Annotated in this window: 18 protein-coding genes and 1 riboswitch; of the genes, 9 read left to right on the top strand and 9 right to left on the bottom strand. The window is 72.3% G+C overall.

Going from position 1 to position 16,798, the window contains the following annotated elements:
* Nucleotides 1-40: 40 nt before the first annotated feature.
* Together ABKA17_RS01195 and ABKA17_RS01190 are read right to left on the bottom strand one after the other, a co-directional pair.
* The gene (locus ABKA17_RS01195; RefSeq protein ID WP_353689893.1) at nt 41-1,018 is read right to left on the bottom strand and encodes a decaprenyl-phosphate phosphoribosyltransferase; all 978 of its coding nucleotides are present in this window, start codon (nt 1,016-1,018) and stop codon (nt 41-43) included.
* Nucleotides 1,015-1,539 (bottom strand): phosphatase PAP2 family protein, encoded by a 525-nt coding sequence (locus ABKA17_RS01190; RefSeq protein WP_353689892.1) that lies wholly within the window; start codon nt 1,537-1,539, stop codon nt 1,015-1,017. The genes ABKA17_RS01195 and ABKA17_RS01190 overlap by 4 nt, the downstream gene beginning before the upstream one ends.
* A 143-nt stretch (nt 1,540-1,682) precedes the next feature.
* Between ABKA17_RS01190 and dprE1 the strand changes: the two genes are divergently transcribed.
* Together dprE1 and dprE2 are read left to right on the top strand one after the other, a co-directional pair.
* Nucleotides 1,683-3,032: a decaprenylphosphoryl-beta-D-ribose oxidase gene (dprE1, locus tag ABKA17_RS01185; protein ID WP_353689891.1), complete on the top strand. Its 1,350-nt coding sequence runs from the start codon at nt 1,683-1,685 to the stop codon at nt 3,030-3,032.
* A gap of 31 nt (nt 3,033-3,063) precedes the next feature.
* The gene (dprE2, locus tag ABKA17_RS01180; protein ID WP_353689890.1) at nt 3,064-3,819 is read left to right on the top strand and encodes a decaprenylphospho-beta-D-erythro-pentofuranosid-2-ulose 2-reductase; all 756 of its coding nucleotides are present in this window, start codon (nt 3,064-3,066) and stop codon (nt 3,817-3,819) included.
* A 33-nt stretch (nt 3,820-3,852) separates the two neighbouring features.
* Here dprE2 and ABKA17_RS01175 read toward each other — a convergent pair whose 3' ends face one another.
* Together ABKA17_RS01175 and trpS are read right to left on the bottom strand one after the other, a co-directional pair.
* Nucleotides 3,853-4,431, bottom strand: coding sequence for a 2'-5' RNA ligase family protein (locus ABKA17_RS01175; RefSeq protein ID WP_353689889.1), 579 nt, complete (start codon nt 4,429-4,431; stop codon nt 3,853-3,855).
* Between the two features lie 137 nt (nt 4,432-4,568).
* Nucleotides 4,569-5,582 carry a tryptophan--tRNA ligase gene (gene trpS, locus ABKA17_RS01170; RefSeq protein ID WP_353689888.1) on the bottom strand — a complete coding sequence of 338 codons (1,014 nt, stop codon included), beginning with the start codon at nt 5,580-5,582 and terminating at the stop codon, nt 4,569-4,571.
* 89 nt (nt 5,583-5,671) lie between these two features.
* Between trpS and ABKA17_RS01165 the strand changes: the two genes are divergently transcribed.
* From ABKA17_RS01165 to ABKA17_RS01155, 3 genes are all read left to right on the top strand, one after another.
* The gene (locus tag ABKA17_RS01165) at nt 5,672-6,274 is read left to right on the top strand and encodes an RNA polymerase sigma factor (protein WP_502994092.1); all 603 of its coding nucleotides are present in this window, start codon (nt 5,672-5,674) and stop codon (nt 6,272-6,274) included.
* A gap of 7 nt (nt 6,275-6,281) precedes the next feature.
* Nucleotides 6,282-7,160, top strand: coding sequence for a hypothetical protein (locus ABKA17_RS01160; protein ID WP_353690739.1), 879 nt, complete (start codon nt 6,282-6,284; stop codon nt 7,158-7,160).
* A 118-nt stretch (nt 7,161-7,278) separates the two neighbouring features.
* The gene (locus ABKA17_RS01155) at nt 7,279-8,028 is read left to right on the top strand and encodes a hypothetical protein (protein WP_353689886.1); all 750 of its coding nucleotides are present in this window, start codon (nt 7,279-7,281) and stop codon (nt 8,026-8,028) included.
* 202 nt (nt 8,029-8,230) lie between these two features.
* Here ABKA17_RS01155 and ABKA17_RS01150 read toward each other — a convergent pair whose 3' ends face one another.
* From ABKA17_RS01150 to ABKA17_RS01135, 4 genes are all read right to left on the bottom strand, one after another.
* Entirely contained in the window at nt 8,231-9,682 is a 1,452-nt protein-coding gene (locus ABKA17_RS01150; protein ID WP_353689885.1) for a glycine hydroxymethyltransferase, read from the bottom strand.
* A 42-nt stretch (nt 9,683-9,724) separates the two neighbouring features.
* A riboswitch (ZMP/ZTP riboswitch) is annotated at nt 9,725-9,814 on the bottom strand.
* 147 nt (nt 9,815-9,961) lie between these two features.
* Nucleotides 9,962-10,777, bottom strand: a complete 816-nt coding sequence (locus tag ABKA17_RS01145; RefSeq protein ID WP_353689884.1) for a methyltransferase domain-containing protein — start codon at nt 10,775-10,777, stop codon at nt 9,962-9,964.
* 49 nt (nt 10,778-10,826) lie between these two features.
* Nucleotides 10,827-12,014: a glutathionylspermidine synthase family protein gene (locus ABKA17_RS01140; protein ID WP_353689883.1), complete on the bottom strand. Its 1,188-nt coding sequence runs from the start codon at nt 12,012-12,014 to the stop codon at nt 10,827-10,829.
* A 31-nt stretch (nt 12,015-12,045) separates the two neighbouring features.
* On the bottom strand, nt 12,046-12,396 hold the full coding sequence (locus tag ABKA17_RS01135) for a hypothetical protein (RefSeq protein WP_353689882.1): 351 nt from the start codon (nt 12,394-12,396) through the stop codon (nt 12,046-12,048).
* A 139-nt stretch (nt 12,397-12,535) separates the two neighbouring features.
* On the opposite strand from ABKA17_RS01135, the gene ABKA17_RS01130 reads away from it, so the two are divergent.
* Complete coding sequence (locus ABKA17_RS01130) at nt 12,536-13,366, top strand: hypothetical protein (protein WP_353690738.1); 831 nt, start codon at nt 12,536-12,538, stop codon at nt 13,364-13,366.
* 310 nt (nt 13,367-13,676) lie between these two features.
* On the opposite strand, the gene pdxR is transcribed toward ABKA17_RS01130, so the two are convergent.
* On the bottom strand, nt 13,677-15,062 hold the full coding sequence (gene pdxR, locus ABKA17_RS01125; RefSeq protein ID WP_353689881.1) for a MocR-like pyridoxine biosynthesis transcription factor PdxR: 1,386 nt from the start codon (nt 15,060-15,062) through the stop codon (nt 13,677-13,679).
* Between the two features lie 47 nt (nt 15,063-15,109).
* Here pdxR and ABKA17_RS01120 point away from each other — a divergent pair, with 47 nt between their 5' ends.
* The 3 genes from ABKA17_RS01120 to ABKA17_RS01110 are packed head-to-tail and all read left to right on the top strand — an operon-like array spanning nt 15,110 to nt 16,775.
* On the top strand, nt 15,110-15,619 hold the full coding sequence (locus tag ABKA17_RS01120; RefSeq protein ID WP_353689880.1) for a carboxymuconolactone decarboxylase family protein: 510 nt from the start codon (nt 15,110-15,112) through the stop codon (nt 15,617-15,619).
* On the top strand, nt 15,616-16,062 hold the full coding sequence (locus ABKA17_RS01115; protein ID WP_353689879.1) for a carboxymuconolactone decarboxylase family protein: 447 nt from the start codon (nt 15,616-15,618) through the stop codon (nt 16,060-16,062). Before ABKA17_RS01120 ends, ABKA17_RS01115 begins: the two co-directional genes overlap by 4 nt.
* Nucleotides 16,059-16,775, top strand: a complete 717-nt coding sequence (locus tag ABKA17_RS01110; RefSeq protein ID WP_353689878.1) for an isocitrate lyase/PEP mutase family protein — start codon at nt 16,059-16,061, stop codon at nt 16,773-16,775. The genes ABKA17_RS01115 and ABKA17_RS01110 overlap by 4 nt, the downstream gene beginning before the upstream one ends.
* The last annotated feature ends 23 nt before the right edge of the window (nt 16,776-16,798 follow it).

The raw sequence follows: 16,798 nt of genomic DNA, 5'->3' as shown, positions 1-16,798 counted from the left end.
CCACTGTGCGAATACCCCGAAAGCGCGGCACCGTGGCCGCTCACCAATGGGCCACCGCCAGCCCGTACATGGCGAGCCAGACCAGGCCGACCAGCGCGAGGGCGCGGTCGCCGAGGACGACCTCCTCGGGCTCGCCGGCCGTGCCGCGGTCGGCGAAGACGGCGTAGCGCAGGACCGCGAGGATGAACGCCACCACGGACAGCTGCCGCCAGGGCAGCAGTCCGGTGTGCGTCCCGCCCTCCTCCAGCGCCCACAAGCAGTACCCGAGGACGGCGACCCCGGCCGCCAGCTGCCAGACGAAGCGCAGGTATCCGGTGGTGTACTCGGTGAGCAACGCGCGCGTGGCGCCCGCCTTCCCGGCCATCTGCACGGCTTCCGAGTAGCGCTTGGCCGCCACCATGAACAGCGCCCCGAAGCCGGTCGTGATCAGGAACCAGCGCGACAGCGGGATGCCCAGCGCGAGCCCGCCGACCATCGCCCGCATCAGGAAGCCGGTCGTGACGACGACGAGGTCCACGACGAGGACGTGCTTGAGGCTGACGCAGTACGCCAGTTGCATGCCCAGGTAGGCGGTGAGCAGCGCCGGGACGAGGGGCGGGGTGAGCCGGACGGCGGCGGTGAGCGCGAGGGCGGCGAGGACGGCTCCCGTGGCGTACGCGGCCAGGGCGGGGACCTGTCCGGCGGCGACCGGGCGGTGGCGTTTGGTGGGGTGGGCGCGGTCGGCGTCGGCGTCGCGGGCGTCGTTGATCAGGTAGACGGCGGCGGCGCAGGCCGTGAACAGCGCGAAGACCAGGGCGAGTCGGGTGAGGGCGTGCGTGGTGAAGAGCTGCCCGGCGGCCGCCGGGGCGGCGATGACGAGGACGTTCTTGACCCACTGTTTGGGGCGGGCGGTCCTGACGAGGCCTCCCAGGAGGGAGCCCTTGCGCGGTGGCGGGGTGCGGCGCGGGGGCGTGCGCTGTTCGAGAAGCGCCGTGTTCTTGGGCTGCGCGCTGTTCGTGAGCGGCGCTGTCTCAGTCATCCCGCGCCTCCTCTCATCCAGCGCGCACCCGCACGCGCCGTGAGCGCCCCCAGGGCCGCGCCGGCAGCGACGTCGGACGGGTAGTGGACTCCGACGACCACGCGCGAGAGGCACATCGCGGCGGCGAGCGGGCGGACGGCGCCCACCCCCAGGGCTCCGAAGGCGACGGCGGCGGCCGTCGCGGAGGTCGCGTGCGAGCTCGGGAAGGAGTGCCGGCCCGCGGTGCGTACGAGGGGTTCGACGTGCGCGGGGCGGGGGCGGCGCACCACCCTTTTCACACCCATGCTGACGACGTGCGCGCCCGCGATGAGCGCCGTCGCGCGCAACCAGGAGCCGCGCCGCGCGCCGTCCACGGCGGCACCGGCGAGGCCCGCCGCGAGCCACAGCGCCCCGTGCTCGCCGGCCCGGGACAGGGCTCGCGCGCCGCCCGCGACGCGCGGGTGGCCGCCGCACGCCCGGAGCGCCGAAAGGGCTCGGTGATCCAGGTCGCCGAGGTCGTGGAGGTCGTCGAGGTGGCCCATGTGGAGTCACTGTTCACGTCGACGCCGCGATAGCTCCGGCAATATTGAGCGACATCCCATTAATCACCCATTTCGGGGAGGGAATGAATGTCTCTGAATGTTTGAAAACAAATCGCCCACTTAAGGGCGATACGGTCACCGGCATGTCTGCCGAGACCGTTTCCGTCACGGGATGGGGCCGCACGGCACCCACCACGGCCCGTCTGATCCGCCCACGGACGTACGAGGAGGCCGCGGCCGCCGTCCGGGGCTGCGGGGCCCGCGGAGGCATCGCCAGGGGCCTGGGACGGGCGTACGGGGACGCCGCGCAGAACGCCGGCGGAGCCGTGCTCGACATGACGGGTCTGGACCGCGTCCATGTGATCGACGCCGCCAACGGCATCGTGCTGTGCGACGCGGGCGTCTCCCTGCACCGGCTGATGCGGGTGCTGCTGCCGCTGGGCTGGTTCGTGCCGGTCACCCCCGGCACCCGGTACATCACGGTCGGCGGGGCGATCGGGGCCGACGTCCACGGCAAGAACCACCATGTCTGCGGCTCCTTCTCGCGCCACGTCCTGTCCTTCGAACTCCTCACCGCCGACGGGGAGATCCGCACGGTGAGCCGCGGCACACCCCTGTTCGACGCGACCACGGGCGGCATGGGTCTGACGGGCGTGATCCTGACCGCGACGGTCCAACTCCAGCCGGTCGAGACGTCACTGATGTCGGTGGACACCGAGCGGGCCCGTGATCTGGACGACCTGATGGCCCGGCTGTCGGCCACCGACCACCAGTACCGCTACTCGGTCGCCTGGATCGACCTGCTCGCGCGCGGCGCAGCGACGGGCCGCGCCGTGCTGACCCGCGGCGACCACGCGCCCCTGGAGTCGCTGGACCCACGCGCGCGTAGGGAGCCGCTGGCCTTCCGCACCCCCCGGCTCCCGGCCGTACCCCCCTTCCTCCCGGAGGGCCTGCTCACCCCGACCACCGTGGGCCTGTTCAACGAGCTCTGGTACCGCAAGGCCCCCCGCGCGCGTACCGGCCAACTCCAGAGCCTCGCCGCCTTCTTCCACCCGCTGGACGGGGTACCCCACTGGAACCGGGTCTACGGCCGCGGCGGCCTCGTGCAGTACCAGTTCGTCGTCGGGTACGGCCGGGAGGAGACCCTGCGCCGCGTCGTGCGCCGCCTCTCGCGGCGTCGCTGCCCGTCCTTCCTCGCCGTCCTCAAGCGCTTCGGTGACGCCGACCCCGGCTGGCTCTCGTTCCCGATGCCCGGCTGGACGCTGGCCCTGGACCTCCCGGCGGCCCTGCCGGGCCTCGCCGCCCTCCTCGACGAACTGGACGAGGAGGTGGCCGCCGCCGGGGGGCGCGTCTACCTCGCCAAGGACTCCCGGCTGCGGCCCGACCTGCTCGCGGCGATGTACCCGCGCCTCGACGACTTCCGGGCGCTGCGCGCCGAGTCGGACCCGCGCGCGGTGTTCGTCTCGGACCTGTCGCGCCGCCTCGCCCTCTAGCCAATCCGGCCAATCTCCAGGAGCTGCTGTCGTGAAGGACGCCTTCGGCATCCCCCAGTCCCTGCTCGTCCTCGGCGGCACGTCCGAGATCGCGCTCGCCACCGCGCGCCGCCTCGTCGCCCGCCGCGCCCGCACGGTGTGGCTGGCGGGGCGCCCCTCGCCCGAGCTGGAGGGCTCCGCGGCCGAGCTGCGCGCTCTGGGCGCCGACGTGCACACCGTCGCCTTCGACGCGCTCGACCCCGAGTCCCACGAGACGGTCCTCGGCAAGGTCTTCGCGGAGGGCGACATCGACATGGTGCTGCTCGCCTTCGGCATCCTCGGGGACCAGGCGCGCGACGAGCGCGAGCCGGTGAGCGCGGTGCGGGTCGCGCAGACCAACTACACGGGCGCGGTGTCGGCCGGGCTGGTCTCCGCGCGCGCGTTGCAGGCCCAGGGCCACGGCTCGCTCGTGGTGCTGTCCTCCGTGGCCGGCGAGCGGGCCCGCCGCTCCAACTTCATCTACGGCTCCAGCAAGGCCGGCCTGGACGCCTTCGCCCAGGGCCTGGGCGACGCGCTGCACGGCACCGGCGTGCACGTCATGGTCGTACGCCCCGGGTTCGTACGGTCGAAGATGACCGCCGGTCTGCCGGAGGCACCGCTGGCGACGACACCGGAGGCGGTCGCGACCGCCATCGAGCTGGGTCTCAGGCGCCGTTCGGAGACGGTGTGGGTGCCGGGGGCGCTACGGCTGGTGATGTCGGCACTGCGGCATGTGCCACGGGAGGTGTTCCGACGGCTGCCGATCTAGGCGGGGCCGGGACGGCGTGCGCGCGCGTGGGTTCTACGGGGCGGTCGTGCCCTGTTCCACCGGAGCCGAGGCCTGGGGCGGTACCACGGTGCCGCCGAAGGCGTACTCGTGGAGCTTGCGCCATACGCCGTCGGCGCCCTGTTCGTAGAGGGCGAAGCCGGTGCAGGGCCACTCGGCGGTGTAGTCGGACAGCTCCGCGTAGGCGCGGTCCATGGCCTCGTCCTCGATGCCGTGGGCGATCGTGACGTGCGGGTGGTACGGGAACTGGAGTTCGCGGGCCACCGGACCGGAGGCGTCACGGACCTGCTTCTGCAGCCAGGTGCAGGCCTCGGCGCCCTCCACGATCTGGACGAACACCACCGGTGACAGCGGCCGGAAGGTGCCGGTGCCGGACAGCTTCATCGGGAACGGCCGGCCGGCCGCGGCGACCTCGGTCAGGTGCGCCTCGATGGCGGGCAGCGCGGTGTCGTCGACCTCGGTCGGCGGCAGCAGCGTGACATGCGTGGGGATGCCGTGAGCAGCGGCGTCGCCGAAGCCCGCGCGCAGCTGTTGGAGCAGGCTGCCGTGAGGCTCCGGGACCGCGATCGACACGCCGATCGTTACGGTCCCCACGTCGTCTCCCTGTCTTCTGTCGGCTTCGTCCCGGCCGTACGGCTATCGACTGTACGGCCACGGCTGTGTTGTGGGCAGGCGCAACCGTAGTGATGTGCAGCGCTCTGTCCAGTGGTACGTCTGTGCGGGCTTGCGCCTCAGTGCTTGGCGGGCAGGAAGCCGACCCGGTCATAGGCCTGGGACAGCGTCTCCGCGGCGACCGCGCGCGCCTTCTCCGCACCCTTGGCCAGGATCGAGTCCAGCGTCTCGGGGTCGTCCAGGTACTGCTGGGTGCGCTCCCGGAACGGCGTCACGAACTCGACCATGACCTCGGCGAGGTCCGTCTTGAGCGCACCGTAGCCCTTGCCGTCGTACTTCTGCTCCAGTTCCGCGATTCCGGTACCCGTGAGGGTCGAGTAGATGCTGAGCAGGTTGCTGATGCCCGGCTTCTCCACGGTGTCGAAGCGGATGACGGTGTCGGTGTCGGTGACCGCGCTCTTGACCTTCTTGGCGGTGGTCTTCGGCTCGTCGAGGAGGTTGATGAGGCCCTTCGGCGTGGACGCCGACTTGCTCATCTTGATCGACGGCTCCTGAAGGTCGTAGATCTTCGCCGTCTCCTTGAGGATGTACGGCTTCGGAAGCGTGAAGGTCTCGCCGAACCGGCCGTTGAAGCGCGTGGCGAGGTCACGGGTGAGCTCGATGTGCTGGCGCTGGTCCTCGCCGACCGGGACCTCGTTGGCCTGGTACAGCAGGATGTCCGCGACCTGGAGGATCGGGTACGTGAAGAGGCCGACACTCGCGCGGTCGGCGCCCTGCTTGGCGGACTTGTCCTTGAACTGGGTCATGCGGGAGGCCTCGCCGAAGCCGGTGAGGCAGTTCATGATCCAGGCGAGCTGGGCGTGCTCGGGGACGTGGCTCTGGACGAACAGCGTGCAGCGCTCGGGGTCGAGGCCCGCGGCCAGCAGCTGGGCGGCGGCGAGCCGGGTGTTGGCGCGCAGCTCGGCCGGGTCCTGGGGGATCGTGATCGCGTGCAGGTCGACGACCATGTAGAACGCGTCGTGGGACTCCTGCAGGGCCACCCACTGACGGACGGCGCCGAGGTAGTTGCCGAGGTGGAACGAGCCCGCGGTGGGCTGGATTCCGGAGAGCACGCGAGGACGATCAGAGGCCATGCTCACCATTCTCTCAGGTGTCGGGCCCCGATCCGGAACTGGTCGGAAACAGATGGGAACCGATCCGTCTCCTGCGGTGTAACAAGAGTGTGAGAACGCGGGAGGGGGGCCGCATCGTCGATGAGGCCGCGGTGATCGCACGCGTACGCGCCGGGGAGGCCGAGGCGTATGCGGAGCTGGTGCGCGCCCACACGGGCATCGCGCTCCGGGCGGCCGCGGCACTGGGGGCGGGTGCGGACGCGGAGGACGTGGTGCAGCAGGCCTTCGTCAAGGCGTACTGCGCGCTGGGCAGGTTCAAGGACGGGGCGGCGTTCCGGCCGTGGCTGCTGTCGATCGTCGCCAATGAGACGAGGAACACAGTGCGTACGGCGGCCCGGCAGCGCACGCTCGCCGGCCGGGAGGCGGCCTTCGTGGAGACGGAGCCGCTGATACCGGAATCGGCGGACCCGGCGGTCGCGACACTCGAGACGGAGCGCCGCGCGGCCCTGCTGACGGCCCTGGAGAAGCTGAGCGAGGAACACCGCCTGGTCGTCACCTACCGCTATCTGCTGGAGATGGACGAGTCCGAGACGGCCCAGGCCCTGGGCTGGCCCCGGGGCACGGTCAAGTCCCGGCTGAACCGCGCCCTGCGGAAACTGGGCCGACTGCTGCCGGATTTCGAGCCTCGGAAAGGGGGTGACGAGCGTGAGTGAGGGGCGAATGCCGTACGACGGTGAGGGTGGCCGCGGTCCCGGGGGGCTGCCGGAAGAGCTGCGGGCGCTGGGCAGGTCGCTGGACGCGTCCGGTACCGGCGGGACCGGTGGCGCCCTCGACTCCGAGACGATGGTGGAGCGGGTGCTGGGCCAGATACTCGCCGAGCACGTGCCGGTCCCGGTGCCCGAGCGCTCGGGTCCCCGTGAGCGGCTGATCGCGGTGCGGCGCTGGACACGGCTGCGGTGGCGCTCCCTGACCGCGGCACTGTGCGGACTCCTGACCGTGCTGGCGGTCACACCACCGGTGCGGGCCGCGGTCTACGACTGGTTCGACTTCGGCGGCGTCGAGGTGCGGTACGACCCGTCGGCGGTGCCCTCGCCCGGCGCCGAGGTGCCGGGCTGCGGGCGCTCGGTGTCCCTCGCGCAGGCCGAGCGGCGGGCCGGCTTCGCACCGCTGGTGCCGGAGGCGCTCGGCTCCCCGGACGCGGTGTCGGTGACCGGTGAGCGGCAGGGGCGGTTCCTGGTCGGTCTGTGCTGGCGCGAGCACGGGAAGACGATCCGGCTGGACCAGTTCGCGGCGGGGCTGGACATCAGCTTCGCCAAGACCGTGCGCGAGCAGCCGGAGTGGATCTCGCTGGAAGACGCCTCTTCGGACGCGGGCGCGGGCAGCGACACGGCGCTGTGGTTTCCGCGCCCCCACCTGTTGAGCTTCTGGCTGGTGGACCCGGACGGGAAGCGCTACACGCGGCAGGAGCGGACCGCCGGGCCGACGCTGCTGTGGAGCCGTGCGGTGGGCGCCGAGGACGTGACGCTGCGGCTGGAGGGCGTCGCGTCGAAGGCGCGGGCGGTGGAGATCGCGAAGTCGCCGGTGCAGCCTCCGAAATAGTGCGGCCGGGGTGGGAACCTCGGCGGGTCGGGCGGTGTACCAGAAGTGACACGCGGCTCGCGGAGACGGGGGCGGGCCGTACGGCATCGGCTGGTTGGGGGTTCTGATGCACGGACGGATGAGTGGCCAAAGGGGTGGCGGAGGCCGACTGGCGGCGCTGGCGGGGGTGTTGGCGGCGGCTCTCGGGCTCACGTTGTGGGGTGCGGGGCCCGCGGCGGCCGGTGGGCCGACGAGCGTGCTGATCGTCTCGCCGGAGAGCGCGGAGACGGCGTCGCTGTACCACTCCGACCGGCAGTACGGCGTGTTGGAGCGGCTCCTCGGCCAACCGGGCAAAGGCACGGCGGCCAAACCGCCCGAGGCCGATCTGGTGGCCGGTCCGCAGATCAACGTCACGTGGCTGGTGCACGACGTGACGCCCTGGCGGGTGGACCGGGTCTATCCGGCGGTGGACTCCGAGGCGGTCTGGATACACACGGCGGCGAGCCTGGACGCGCCGGGGAACGGCACCTGGCACCGGGCGGACCAGCCCGCCGTGCTCCGTGGCCTCCTCGAGGACCTGGATGTGATGGGCGAGACCTCCGCCGGCGATTCCGCGGTGGAGTACCCGCCGCCCTGGGACACATCCGGCACGGAGGGGGCGGCGCCGGAGACCACCGAGTCGGCATCCGCAGCAGCGTCGGCCCAGCGGTCGGGGCCGGGGTCGGGCGGCGACACCGACTGGTGGTGGGCGCTGCCGGGCCTCGCGGCGGGGGCGGTGCTGACGCTGATGCTGCGCCCCTTCGCCCTCCGGCTGCCGGAGGCGGTACCGGCGCTGCGGCGGTGGCGGACACGGGAGCCGGGGCCCCGGCAGGAACTGAGGGACATATGAGGGCCTGCTTCCGGGCGGCCGCGGCAGGGCTGGTCGCCGGGGTCGCCCTGGGCCCCGTCGGTGGGGCGGTGGCGCGGGCGGGACCCTGCTGACACGCCGCGCGGCGGACCGGCGGGGAGCCGGACCGCCGCGGGAGGAACCACGTCAGGAACTCATCGACCTGTGAGAGTCGCCGGTCTTTGACAACTCAAGAGGGCGTTGATCAGCCCAGGTCGATCTCCGGGTACAGCGGGAAGCCCGCGACGAGGTCGGTGGCGCGGTGCGAGATCTCGTCGGCGACCTTGGGGTCGAGGACGTGCGACGCCTTGGAGGGCGCTCCCGACTTGGTGGTGCCCTGCTCGGTGGTGGTCAGAACGCGGTCGATGAGGCCGGCGACCTCGTCCATCTCGGCGGTCCCCAGACCACGCGTGGTGAGGGCGGGGGTGCCGATGCGGATGCCGGAGGTGTACCAGGCGCCGTTCGGGTCGGCCGGGATCGCGTTGCGGTTGGTGACGATGCCGGAGTCGAGGAGGGCGGCCTCGGCCTGGCGGCCGGTGAGGCCGTAGGAGGTGGCGACGTCGATCAGGTTGAGGTGGTTGTCGGTGCCGCCGGTCACCAGGGTCGCGCCGCGGCGCATCAGGCCCTCGGCGAGGGCGCGGGAGTTGTCGACGATCCGCTGCGCGTAGTCCTGGAAGGCGGGCTGCCGGGCCTCGGCGAGGGCGACGGCCTTGGCGGCCATGACGTGCGGGAGCGGGCCGCCGAGGACCATCGGGCAGCCGCGGTCGACCTGGTCCTTGAGGGAGTCGTCGCACAGGACCATGCCACCGCGCGGGCCGCGCAGCGACTTGTGGGTGGTGGTGGTGACGATCTGGGCGTGCGGGACCGGGTCGAAGTCACCGGTCAGCACCTTGCCCGCGACCAGGCCGGCGAAGTGCGCCATGTCCACCATCAGGGTCGCGCCGACCTCGTCGGCGATCTCGCGCATGATGCGGAAGTTCACCAGACGGGGGTAGGCGGAGTAGCCGGCGACGATGATGAGCGGCTTGAACTCACGGGCGGACACCCGCAGCGCCTCGTAGTCGATCAGCCCGGTCGCCGGGTCGGTGCCGTAGGAGCGCTGGTCGAACATCTTGCCGGAGATGTTCGGGCGGAAGCCGTGGGTGAGGTGACCGCCGGCGTCCAGCGACATGCCGAGCATGCGCTGGTTGCCGAAGGCCTGGCGGAGCTCGGCCCAGTCGGCGTCGGTGAGGTCGTTGACCTGGCGGACGCCGGTCTTCTCCAGGAAGGGGACCTCGACGCGGTCGGCGAGGACGGACCAGAAGGCGACCAGGTTGGCGTCGATGCCGGAGTGCGGCTGGACGTAGGCGTGGCGGGCGCCGAAGAGTTCCCTGGCGTGCTCGGCGGCGAGGGACTCGACGGTGTCGACGTTGCGACAGCCGGCGTAGAAGCGCCGGCCGATGGTGCCCTCGGCGTACTTGTCGCTGAACCAGTTGCCCATCGCGAGGAGGGTGGCCGGGGAGGCGTAGTTCTCGGAGGCGATCAGCTTGAGCATCTCGCGCTGATCGTGGACCTCCTGGCCGATGGCGTCGGCGACGCGCGGCTCGACGGCGCGGATCACATCGAGGGCGGCGCGGAAGGCGGTGGACTCGGTGGAGAGGGGCTGCTGCTCCGACATGTGCGGCCTCCGGATGGCGTGGCGGGTTGCGGTCACGATTCACGGTTCGGCCCAGGCGCACGGCACTTGATCACTCACAGGCCGCTCCCCGATGGTCCGTCCCATCCCAGCGCGCCAGTCACGGCCTGTCAGGCAGCCTACCGGGCGCGCCGGACGGCGGCGGTCCTACGTCCACCATGCGAGCGAGGAGCCGCCCTGTTCCGGGGCTCGCGGGGGCCGGGCGGCTCGGCTTCAGGGCGGCTCGGCTATAGGACGGCTCGCCTTCAGGGCGGCCCGCTTTCAGGACGGCTTGCGGCCCCAGGCGACGACCATGAAGTTGGGGATGTAGGTGGTCCCCCGGCTCTTGGTCATGGTGATCACGTCCTCGATGTCCGCGTCGCTCACCTCGCCCGTCTCCAGCAGTCGTGGCCGCAGTGAGCGCAGGGTGAGGGGGAAGAAGGCCGCGCTGCCGCCGGTCAGCACCGGGGCGTAGACCTCCGCGCCGACGTCGGTGAGGCCCGCGTCCGTCAGTGCCTGCGGCAGGCGGCGGCCGGTGCCGGGGTCCACTCCCGCGGCGCCGAAGGCGGCCCGGAGTGCGCGGCCGAGGCGCTCGGCGACCTCCAGGTACTCGGGCGGGTAGTAGCGGGCGGCGGCCGGGTACATCGGCCCGTCGATGTCGAAGTCCTCCACGACCACCCACCCGCCGGGTCGGGTCGCGGCGGCCATGCGCCGAAGGGCCTCGTCGCGGTCGGCGAGGTGTTCCACCACGGCCCGCGCGTGCACGAGGTCGAAGGGGGCGTCGGGGAGCGGCTCGGCGAGGATGTCGTGTCGGCGCACCTCCAGGTTGGACAGCGTGTGGGCGCCGGCGAAGCGGGTGTCGAGGTCGACGGCGAGGACCCGCCCCGCGGCGCCGACCTGGCGGGCCAGCCAGCGGGCGATGCTGCCGGCGCCGCAGCCCACCTCCAGACAGCGCCAGCCCTCGGTGACCCCTGACTCGGTCAGCCGGTGGCGGCTCTGGCCGTCGTAGATCTCCTCCAGCGCACTGAGCCGGCTGTGTTCGCGCTCCCAGGACGGGTCGAAGATGTACCCGTTCTCCACCGTGGCCGTATCGCTCACCGATCGCCCCTCTCCGTTCCGTTCGTCACGGGCCGGTCATTGTGGCGTGTCAGAGGATCACGTGGGGCAGGAAGCGCGCGTATTCGTCAGTCACCGGACCGGACGACTCCCGGATGCCGAGCCCCGCGGACTCGTCCTCGACGACCCAGGCGCCGAGGACGACACGGTTGCCGTCGAAGTCGGGCAGGGGCGCCAACTCCTGGTAGCAGCAGGGTTCTTCGCGTGGAGCGGGTGCGGGGGTGCCCGGATCGTGGATCGTCACGCCGGCGCCTTCACGGCCCAGCAGCGGCTTGGCGACGTACCCCTTCGATTCGGCCAACTCCCTTGGCCCGTCAAGGTAGGCGGGCAGGAGGTTGGGGTGGCCCGGGTACAGCTCCCAGAGGATCGCCAGGAGCGCCTTGTTGCTCAGCAGCATCTTCCAGGCGGGTTCGATCCACAGGGTGCTGCCGGTGCCGCCGCCGTTGTCGAGGGTGTCCAGGACGTGGTCGGCGAAGCGGTCGGTGGTCAGCCACTCCCAGGGGTAGAGCTTGAAGCAGCTGCGGATGAAGCGGAGCCGCTGGTCGACGAACCGGCCGGACAGCCGGTCCCAGCCGATCTCCTCCATGGAGATCCAGGCGGTGTCGAGGCCGGCCTGCTCGGCGGTCTCCTGGAGGTAGGCGACCGTCATCAGGTCCTCGCCGAGCTCGTCGGCCGACGAGTACGCGAAGTACAGGGGGCTGCCGGGCGGGAGCAGCGCGGCCTGCTTCTGCCAGGCGGCGATCAGGCGCTCGTGGAGGGAGTTCCACTGGTCGGCGCCGGGGAAGCGCTCCTCCATCCAGAACCACTGGGGCGAGGCGGCCTCGACGAGGGAGGTGGGGGTGTCGGCGTTGTACTCCAGGAGCTTGGCCGGGCCGGTGCCGTCGTAGCGGAGGTCGAAGCGGCCGTAGAGGGAGGGGAGTTCGGCTCGGCGGCGCCAGGCCTCGGCGACCGCGTCGGCGACCCGCGGGTCGGTGATGCCGAGGTCGGCGAAGCGGCCGGCGGTGACGATGTGGTCCGCCGCCCGCAGGCACATGCGGTGGAGCTCCTCGACGACCTCCTCCAGCGCCTCTACCTCGTCGAGGGAGAAGACGTAGTAGGCGCTCTCGTCCCAGTAGGGGCGCAGCGAGTCGTCGGGGTAGCGGGTGAGGGGGTAGATGAGCCCCTGTTCCTCGACGGTCTGCTGCCAGCCGGGGCGGGGTTCGGTGGTGCGGCGTTCCATGGTTGCCGTCTGCTCGTCGTCCTGGGTCCGGTCAGCCGCCGCCACTGCCGCTGGAGCAGCCGAACCCGCCGCGGTCCACCGCCTCGCTCTTGCTGAAGGTGCCGTAGTCGGCGTGGCTGCCGCTGACGTCACCGTCGTAGTACCAGGCGGCGTCGGCGGTGCCGGTCTTCTTCTTGCCGCTCTTGCCGTACGAGGAGGAGCCGGAGCTGCCGGAGTTGCAGTTCTTGTCGGCGACGATCTTGTAGCCCTCGTAGGTGTAGCTGTCGCGGTCGACGCAGCGGCGGTCGGGTTCCGAGCCGCAGGAGGTGAGTGCCGCCGCGACGACTCCCATGCCGCCGAGCACGACCGTGCTCGAGCGCAACCGGCGCCGTGTCTCCGCCATTTCCTTCTCTCCCCGTTGTCCGTCTCTCGGTGTTCGTCTCTCGGTTGTCCGGCGGTCAGCCTAGAGATCGGTAATAAGCGGCCCGCAGGCGCCCCGCCCGTCACTTCCCCTCCCCTACAGTCACTTTGTGCTCTTTGGGATGGTGTGCGCGCTTGGCGCGGCGGTCTGTTTCGGTACGGCGACGGTGTGGCAGGCGGTTGCCACGCGGGCGGCGGCCACCGGGGGCGGCGGGGAGGCGGCGCTGCTGCTGCGGGCGGTGCGGCAATGGCGGTATCTGGCGGGGCTGGGGCTGGACGGACTGGGGTTCCTGTTGCAGATCGCGGCGCTGCGGTCGGTGCCGATCTATGCGGTCGGGGCGGCGTTGGCGTCGAGCCTGGCGGTGACCGCGGTGGTCGCGGCGCGGCTGCTGCGGGTGCGGTTGAGCGGGCCGGAGTGGGGCGCGGTGGGCGTGGTGTGTGCCGGGCTCGCGATGCTGGGGGTCGCGTCCGGGACGGAGGGGGATCTGGGCGGGCCGGACGCGTTGGGGTACGTGATGCTCGCCGTGGCCGTGGGGGTGCTGCTGCTCGGGCTCTGCGGTGGACGCCTGCCGGGGCGTTGGCGGGGGCCGCTGCTCGGGCTGGGGGCCGGGTTCGGGTTCGGGGTGGTCGAGGTCGCGGTGCGGCTGATCGACTCGCTCGCGCCGTCGGAGCTGCTCACGAATCCGGCGGCGTACGCGCTGCTGCTCGGTGGGACCGCCGCGTTCCTGTGTCTGACCTCGGCCGTGCAGCGGGGGTCGGTGACGGTGGCGACCGCCGCGATGGTGATCGGGGAGACGGTCGGGCCCGCCCTGGTGGGGGTGGTGTGGCTGGGGGACCGCACGCGGGAGGGGCTGGGGTGGCTGGCGGTGCTGGGGTTCTTGGTGGCGGTGGCGGGGGCGCTGGGATTGGCCCGGTTCGGGGAGGCACCGGCGGAGGAGTCGGTCGGCGCGTGACCGTGCGGCGCGGCCACGGTCACCGGGTCCCGCACCCGCTGTCGCCCGTCACCCGTCTCCCGTCTCCCGTCTCCTGTCTGCCGTCTCCCGTCTCCCGTCTCCCGTCGACACCGTCCCGCGCACTGCGGGCGCCGGCTGTACTGGCCCGCCTCACCGCCCCCGCCTCAGCCGTAGCCCAGGCCTTCAGCCCCAGCCCCAGCCCCAGCCCCAGCCCACGATCAGCCACTCCCCCTAGCGCTCCACCCAGCCCGCCCTCCGCCGCCAAGCAGCCGCCGAACGGCCGCCCCTCGCACCGCCGCCCGGCCGACAGCTAGGGCATGGCCCTGCACAGTGCCTCCAGTGCACCCGCCCAGCCTCGGTCCGACGGAGCTCCGTAGCCCACCACCAATGCGTCCAGGTGTTCTGCCACTGCCTGCGGGTGGCGGAAGTAGGAGAGGCCGTGGAGGGCGACGCCCTGCCACGCGGCGGACTGGACCACGGACTGTTCGGTGCCGGGTGGGAGGCGGAGGACGGCGTGGAGGCCGGCGGCGATGCCGGTGACATGGACGTCGGGGGCGTGCGCGGCCAGCGCCGTGACGAGGGCGTCCCGGCGGCGCCGGTAGCGCAGGCGGGAGGCGCGGACGTGGCGGTCGTAGGCGCCGGAGGCGATGAACTCCGCCAGGGTCAGCTGGTCCAGCACCCCGCAGGTGTCGACCTTGCCCTTCGCCTCGGCGGCGGCCTCGGCCAGGTCCTGCGGGAGGACCATCCAGGCCAGACGGAGGCCGGGGGCCAGGGACTTGCTGGCCGTGCCGAGGTAGACGACCCGGTCCGGGTCCAGCCCCTGGAGGGCGCCGACGGGCTGGCGGTCGTAGCGGAACTCCCCGTCGTAGTCGTCCTCCAGGACCAGGCCTCCGGTGCGCCTGGCCCAGTCGACGACCGCGGTCCGCCGGTCCCGGTGCAGGGGCACGCCCATCGGGAACTGGTGGGCGGGGGTGAGCAGGACGGCCCCGGCGCGGGAGGGCCGGCCGGGGTTCGTGCCCAGTTCGTCGAAGGGGAGTGCCTCGGCGCGCAGGCCCGCGGCGGTCAGCTGGTTCCAGTGGACGTCGAGGCCGTACGACTCGACCGCGACGGAGCGGACGCCGCGGGCCCGCAGGACCGTGCCGAGGATCCGCAGGCCGTGGGCGCAGCCCGCGATGATCAGGATGTGGTCGGGGTCGGTGCGCACGCCGCGGACCCGGGCCAGGTAGCCGGCCAGGGCGGTGCGCAGTTCGGCGAGGCCGCGCGGGTCGCCGTAGCCGAGGGCGTGGTGCGGGGCCGCGAGGAGGGCGCGGCGGGCTGCCTTGAGCCACTCGGTGCGTGGGAAGGCGGTCAGGTCGGGGGTGCCGGGGCGGAAGTCGTGGGCGGGGCGGTGTGCGGTGCGGCGGCCGGGGCCCGTGCCCGGGGGTGGGACCACCGCGCGGTCCGCGACCTGGGTGCCGGCGCCCTGCTGGGCGGTGAGCCAGCCCTCGGCGACCAGGTCGGCGTAGGCGTCGGCGACGGTGTTGCGGGCGATGCCGAGGTCGGCGGCGAGGGAGCGGGAGGAGGGCAGCCGGGTACCGGGGGCGAGGCGGCCGGTGCGGACGGCTTCGCGCAGGGCGTCGGTCAGACCGCGGCGCAGGCCGGGGCCGGTGGGTTCCAGGTGGAGGTCGACGCCCAGAGTGGCCCAGGATTTCGGCATGGAAATGGACCATACCCGTGGGCAGCCTCACCCATAGCGTCGACATCATGACGACGCACACCGAGGACAGTCCGACGACCGTGGAGTACGCCCCTGAACACACCCCCCGACTGCAATGGGCCGAGCAGGCGCCCGAGGTCTTCAAGGCGATGGTCCGGCTCGACGCCGCCGCGCGGAAGGGCCTCGACCCGAAGCTGCTGGAGCTGGTGAAGGTCCGCGCCTCCCAGATCAACCACTGCGCGCTCTGTGTCGACATGCACAGCAAGGACGCGCTGGCGGCGGGCGAGAGTGTCGAGCGGATCGTGCAGCTCAGCGCGTGGGAGGAGTCCGAGCACTTCTACACCGAGCGGGAGCTCGCGGCGCTGGCGCTGACGGAGGCGGTGACCGTCCTCACCGACGGGTTCGTGCCGGACGACGTCTACGACCGGGCCGCCAAGCACTTCGCGGAGGCCGAGCTGGCGCAGTTGATCGCCGCGATCGCCGTCATCAACGCGTGGAACAGGTTCGGGGTGACCTGTCGGCTGGTTCCGGGGCACTACCGGCCGGGGCACAGGTGACGGCACGCACCCGGCTGCTGGACCAGGCCGTCGGCCAGGCCATGTCCGCGCTCAGCGCCGCCGCGAAGAAGGGGTTGGGGGACCCCGCGCTGGCCGAGCTGGTGATGATCCGGGCCTCGCAGCTCAATCACTGCGCCTTCTGCCTCGACATGCATCTGGGCATCGCCCGTGAACACGGGGTGAGCGAGCGGCAGTTGGATCTGCTGGCGGCGTGGGAGGAGGCCGGGGACGTCTACGACGAGCGGGAGCGGGCGGCGCTGGCGTTGACGGAGGCGGTGACCGTCCTCACCGACGGTTTTGTGCCGGACGACGTCTACGAGCGGGCCGCCCAGCACTTCGACGACGTCCGGCTCGCCCATCTCACCGGTCTGATCGTCGCCATCAACAACTGGAACCGGGTGATGGTGAGCCGCCGTATCCCGCCGGGAGGTCACACAGCATGAACAAGGTCGAGATCTTCCGCAGGCTGCACCGCCGCCCGGCGCAGGACGATCCGCTCGTCCTGCCCGGCCCCTGGGACGCGGCCAGCGCGCGTGTCTTCGCGGACGCCGGTTTTCCCGCGCTCGCGACGCCCAGCGCGGGGGTCGCCACCGCGCTCGGACACGAGGACGGGGCGACGCCGGCGGACGAGATGTTCGCGGCGATCGCGCGGATCGCCCGCTCCGTGGACGTCCCGGTGTCCGCGGATGTCGAGGGCGGTTACGGGATGGCTCCGAAGGAACTGGTCGACCGGCTGCTGGAGGCGGGTGCCGTGGGCTGCAACCTTGAGGACTCCAACGGGGGTGTCCTCAAGGACCCGCACCAGCACGCCGAGTGGCTCGCGGAGGTGCGGTACGCGGCCGGGGACGAGTTGTTCGTCAACGCGCGGATCGACACGTTCGTGCGCGGGGTCGACGATCCCGAACAGGCCATCGAGCGGGCGGCGTTGTACACGGCTGCGGGCGCCGACTGTGTGTATCCGATCGGCGCCCCGGTGAAGGTGCTGCCGTTGCTGCGGTCCGGGATCCACGGGCCGATCAACATGATCGCGCAGGTGGGCAAGGGCCTCTCCCCCGCTGAACTCGGGGAGCGGGGCGCCACCCGGGTCACGTTCGGGCCGGGCCTTCAGCGACGGTCGTCCGAGATCCTCGCGGAACTGGCCGCGGAGATGAGCTGACCGGTCCGGGTCGGGGCGGCGCG

The sequence above is a fragment of the Streptomyces sp. RG80 genome, assembly GCF_040446465.1.
In the GTDB taxonomy this organism is placed as follows: Bacteria; Actinomycetota; Actinomycetes; order Streptomycetales; family Streptomycetaceae; genus Streptomyces.
The sequence above is the reverse complement of the archived record's forward strand: the minus strand, read 5'-3'. Positions and strand labels throughout refer to the sequence as shown.

Excerpts from the sequence above, each read along its gene's own strand:
- ABKA17_RS01195 (WP_353689893.1), bottom strand. The coding sequence starts at position 1,018 with ATGACTGAGACAGCGCCGCTCACGAACAGCGCGCAGCCCAAGAACACG.
- ABKA17_RS01190 (WP_353689892.1), bottom strand. The coding sequence starts at position 1,539 with ATGGGCCACCTCGACGACCTCCACGACCTCGGCGACCTGGATCACCGA.
- dprE1 (WP_353689891.1), top strand. The coding sequence starts at position 1,683 with ATGTCTGCCGAGACCGTTTCCGTCACGGGATGGGGCCGCACGGCACCC.
- trpS (WP_353689888.1), bottom strand. The coding sequence starts at position 5,582 with ATGGCCTCTGATCGTCCTCGCGTGCTCTCCGGAATCCAGCCCACCGCG.
- ABKA17_RS01160 (WP_353690739.1), top strand. The coding sequence starts at position 6,282 with ATGCCGTACGACGGTGAGGGTGGCCGCGGTCCCGGGGGGCTGCCGGAA.
- ABKA17_RS01155 (WP_353689886.1), top strand. The coding sequence starts at position 7,279 with ATGAGTGGCCAAAGGGGTGGCGGAGGCCGACTGGCGGCGCTGGCGGGG.
- ABKA17_RS01150 (WP_353689885.1), bottom strand. The coding sequence starts at position 9,682 with ATGTCGGAGCAGCAGCCCCTCTCCACCGAGTCCACCGCCTTCCGCGCC.
- ABKA17_RS01140 (WP_353689883.1), bottom strand. The coding sequence starts at position 12,014 with ATGGAACGCCGCACCACCGAACCCCGCCCCGGCTGGCAGCAGACCGTC.
- ABKA17_RS01135 (WP_353689882.1), bottom strand. The coding sequence starts at position 12,396 with ATGGCGGAGACACGGCGCCGGTTGCGCTCGAGCACGGTCGTGCTCGGC.
- ABKA17_RS01130 (WP_353690738.1), top strand. The coding sequence starts at position 12,536 with ATGGTGTGCGCGCTTGGCGCGGCGGTCTGTTTCGGTACGGCGACGGTG.
- pdxR (WP_353689881.1), bottom strand. The coding sequence starts at position 15,062 with ATGCCGAAATCCTGGGCCACTCTGGGCGTCGACCTCCACCTGGAACCC.
- ABKA17_RS01120 (WP_353689880.1), top strand. The coding sequence starts at position 15,110 with ATGACGACGCACACCGAGGACAGTCCGACGACCGTGGAGTACGCCCCT.
- ABKA17_RS01110 (WP_353689878.1), top strand. The coding sequence starts at position 16,059 with ATGAACAAGGTCGAGATCTTCCGCAGGCTGCACCGCCGCCCGGCGCAG.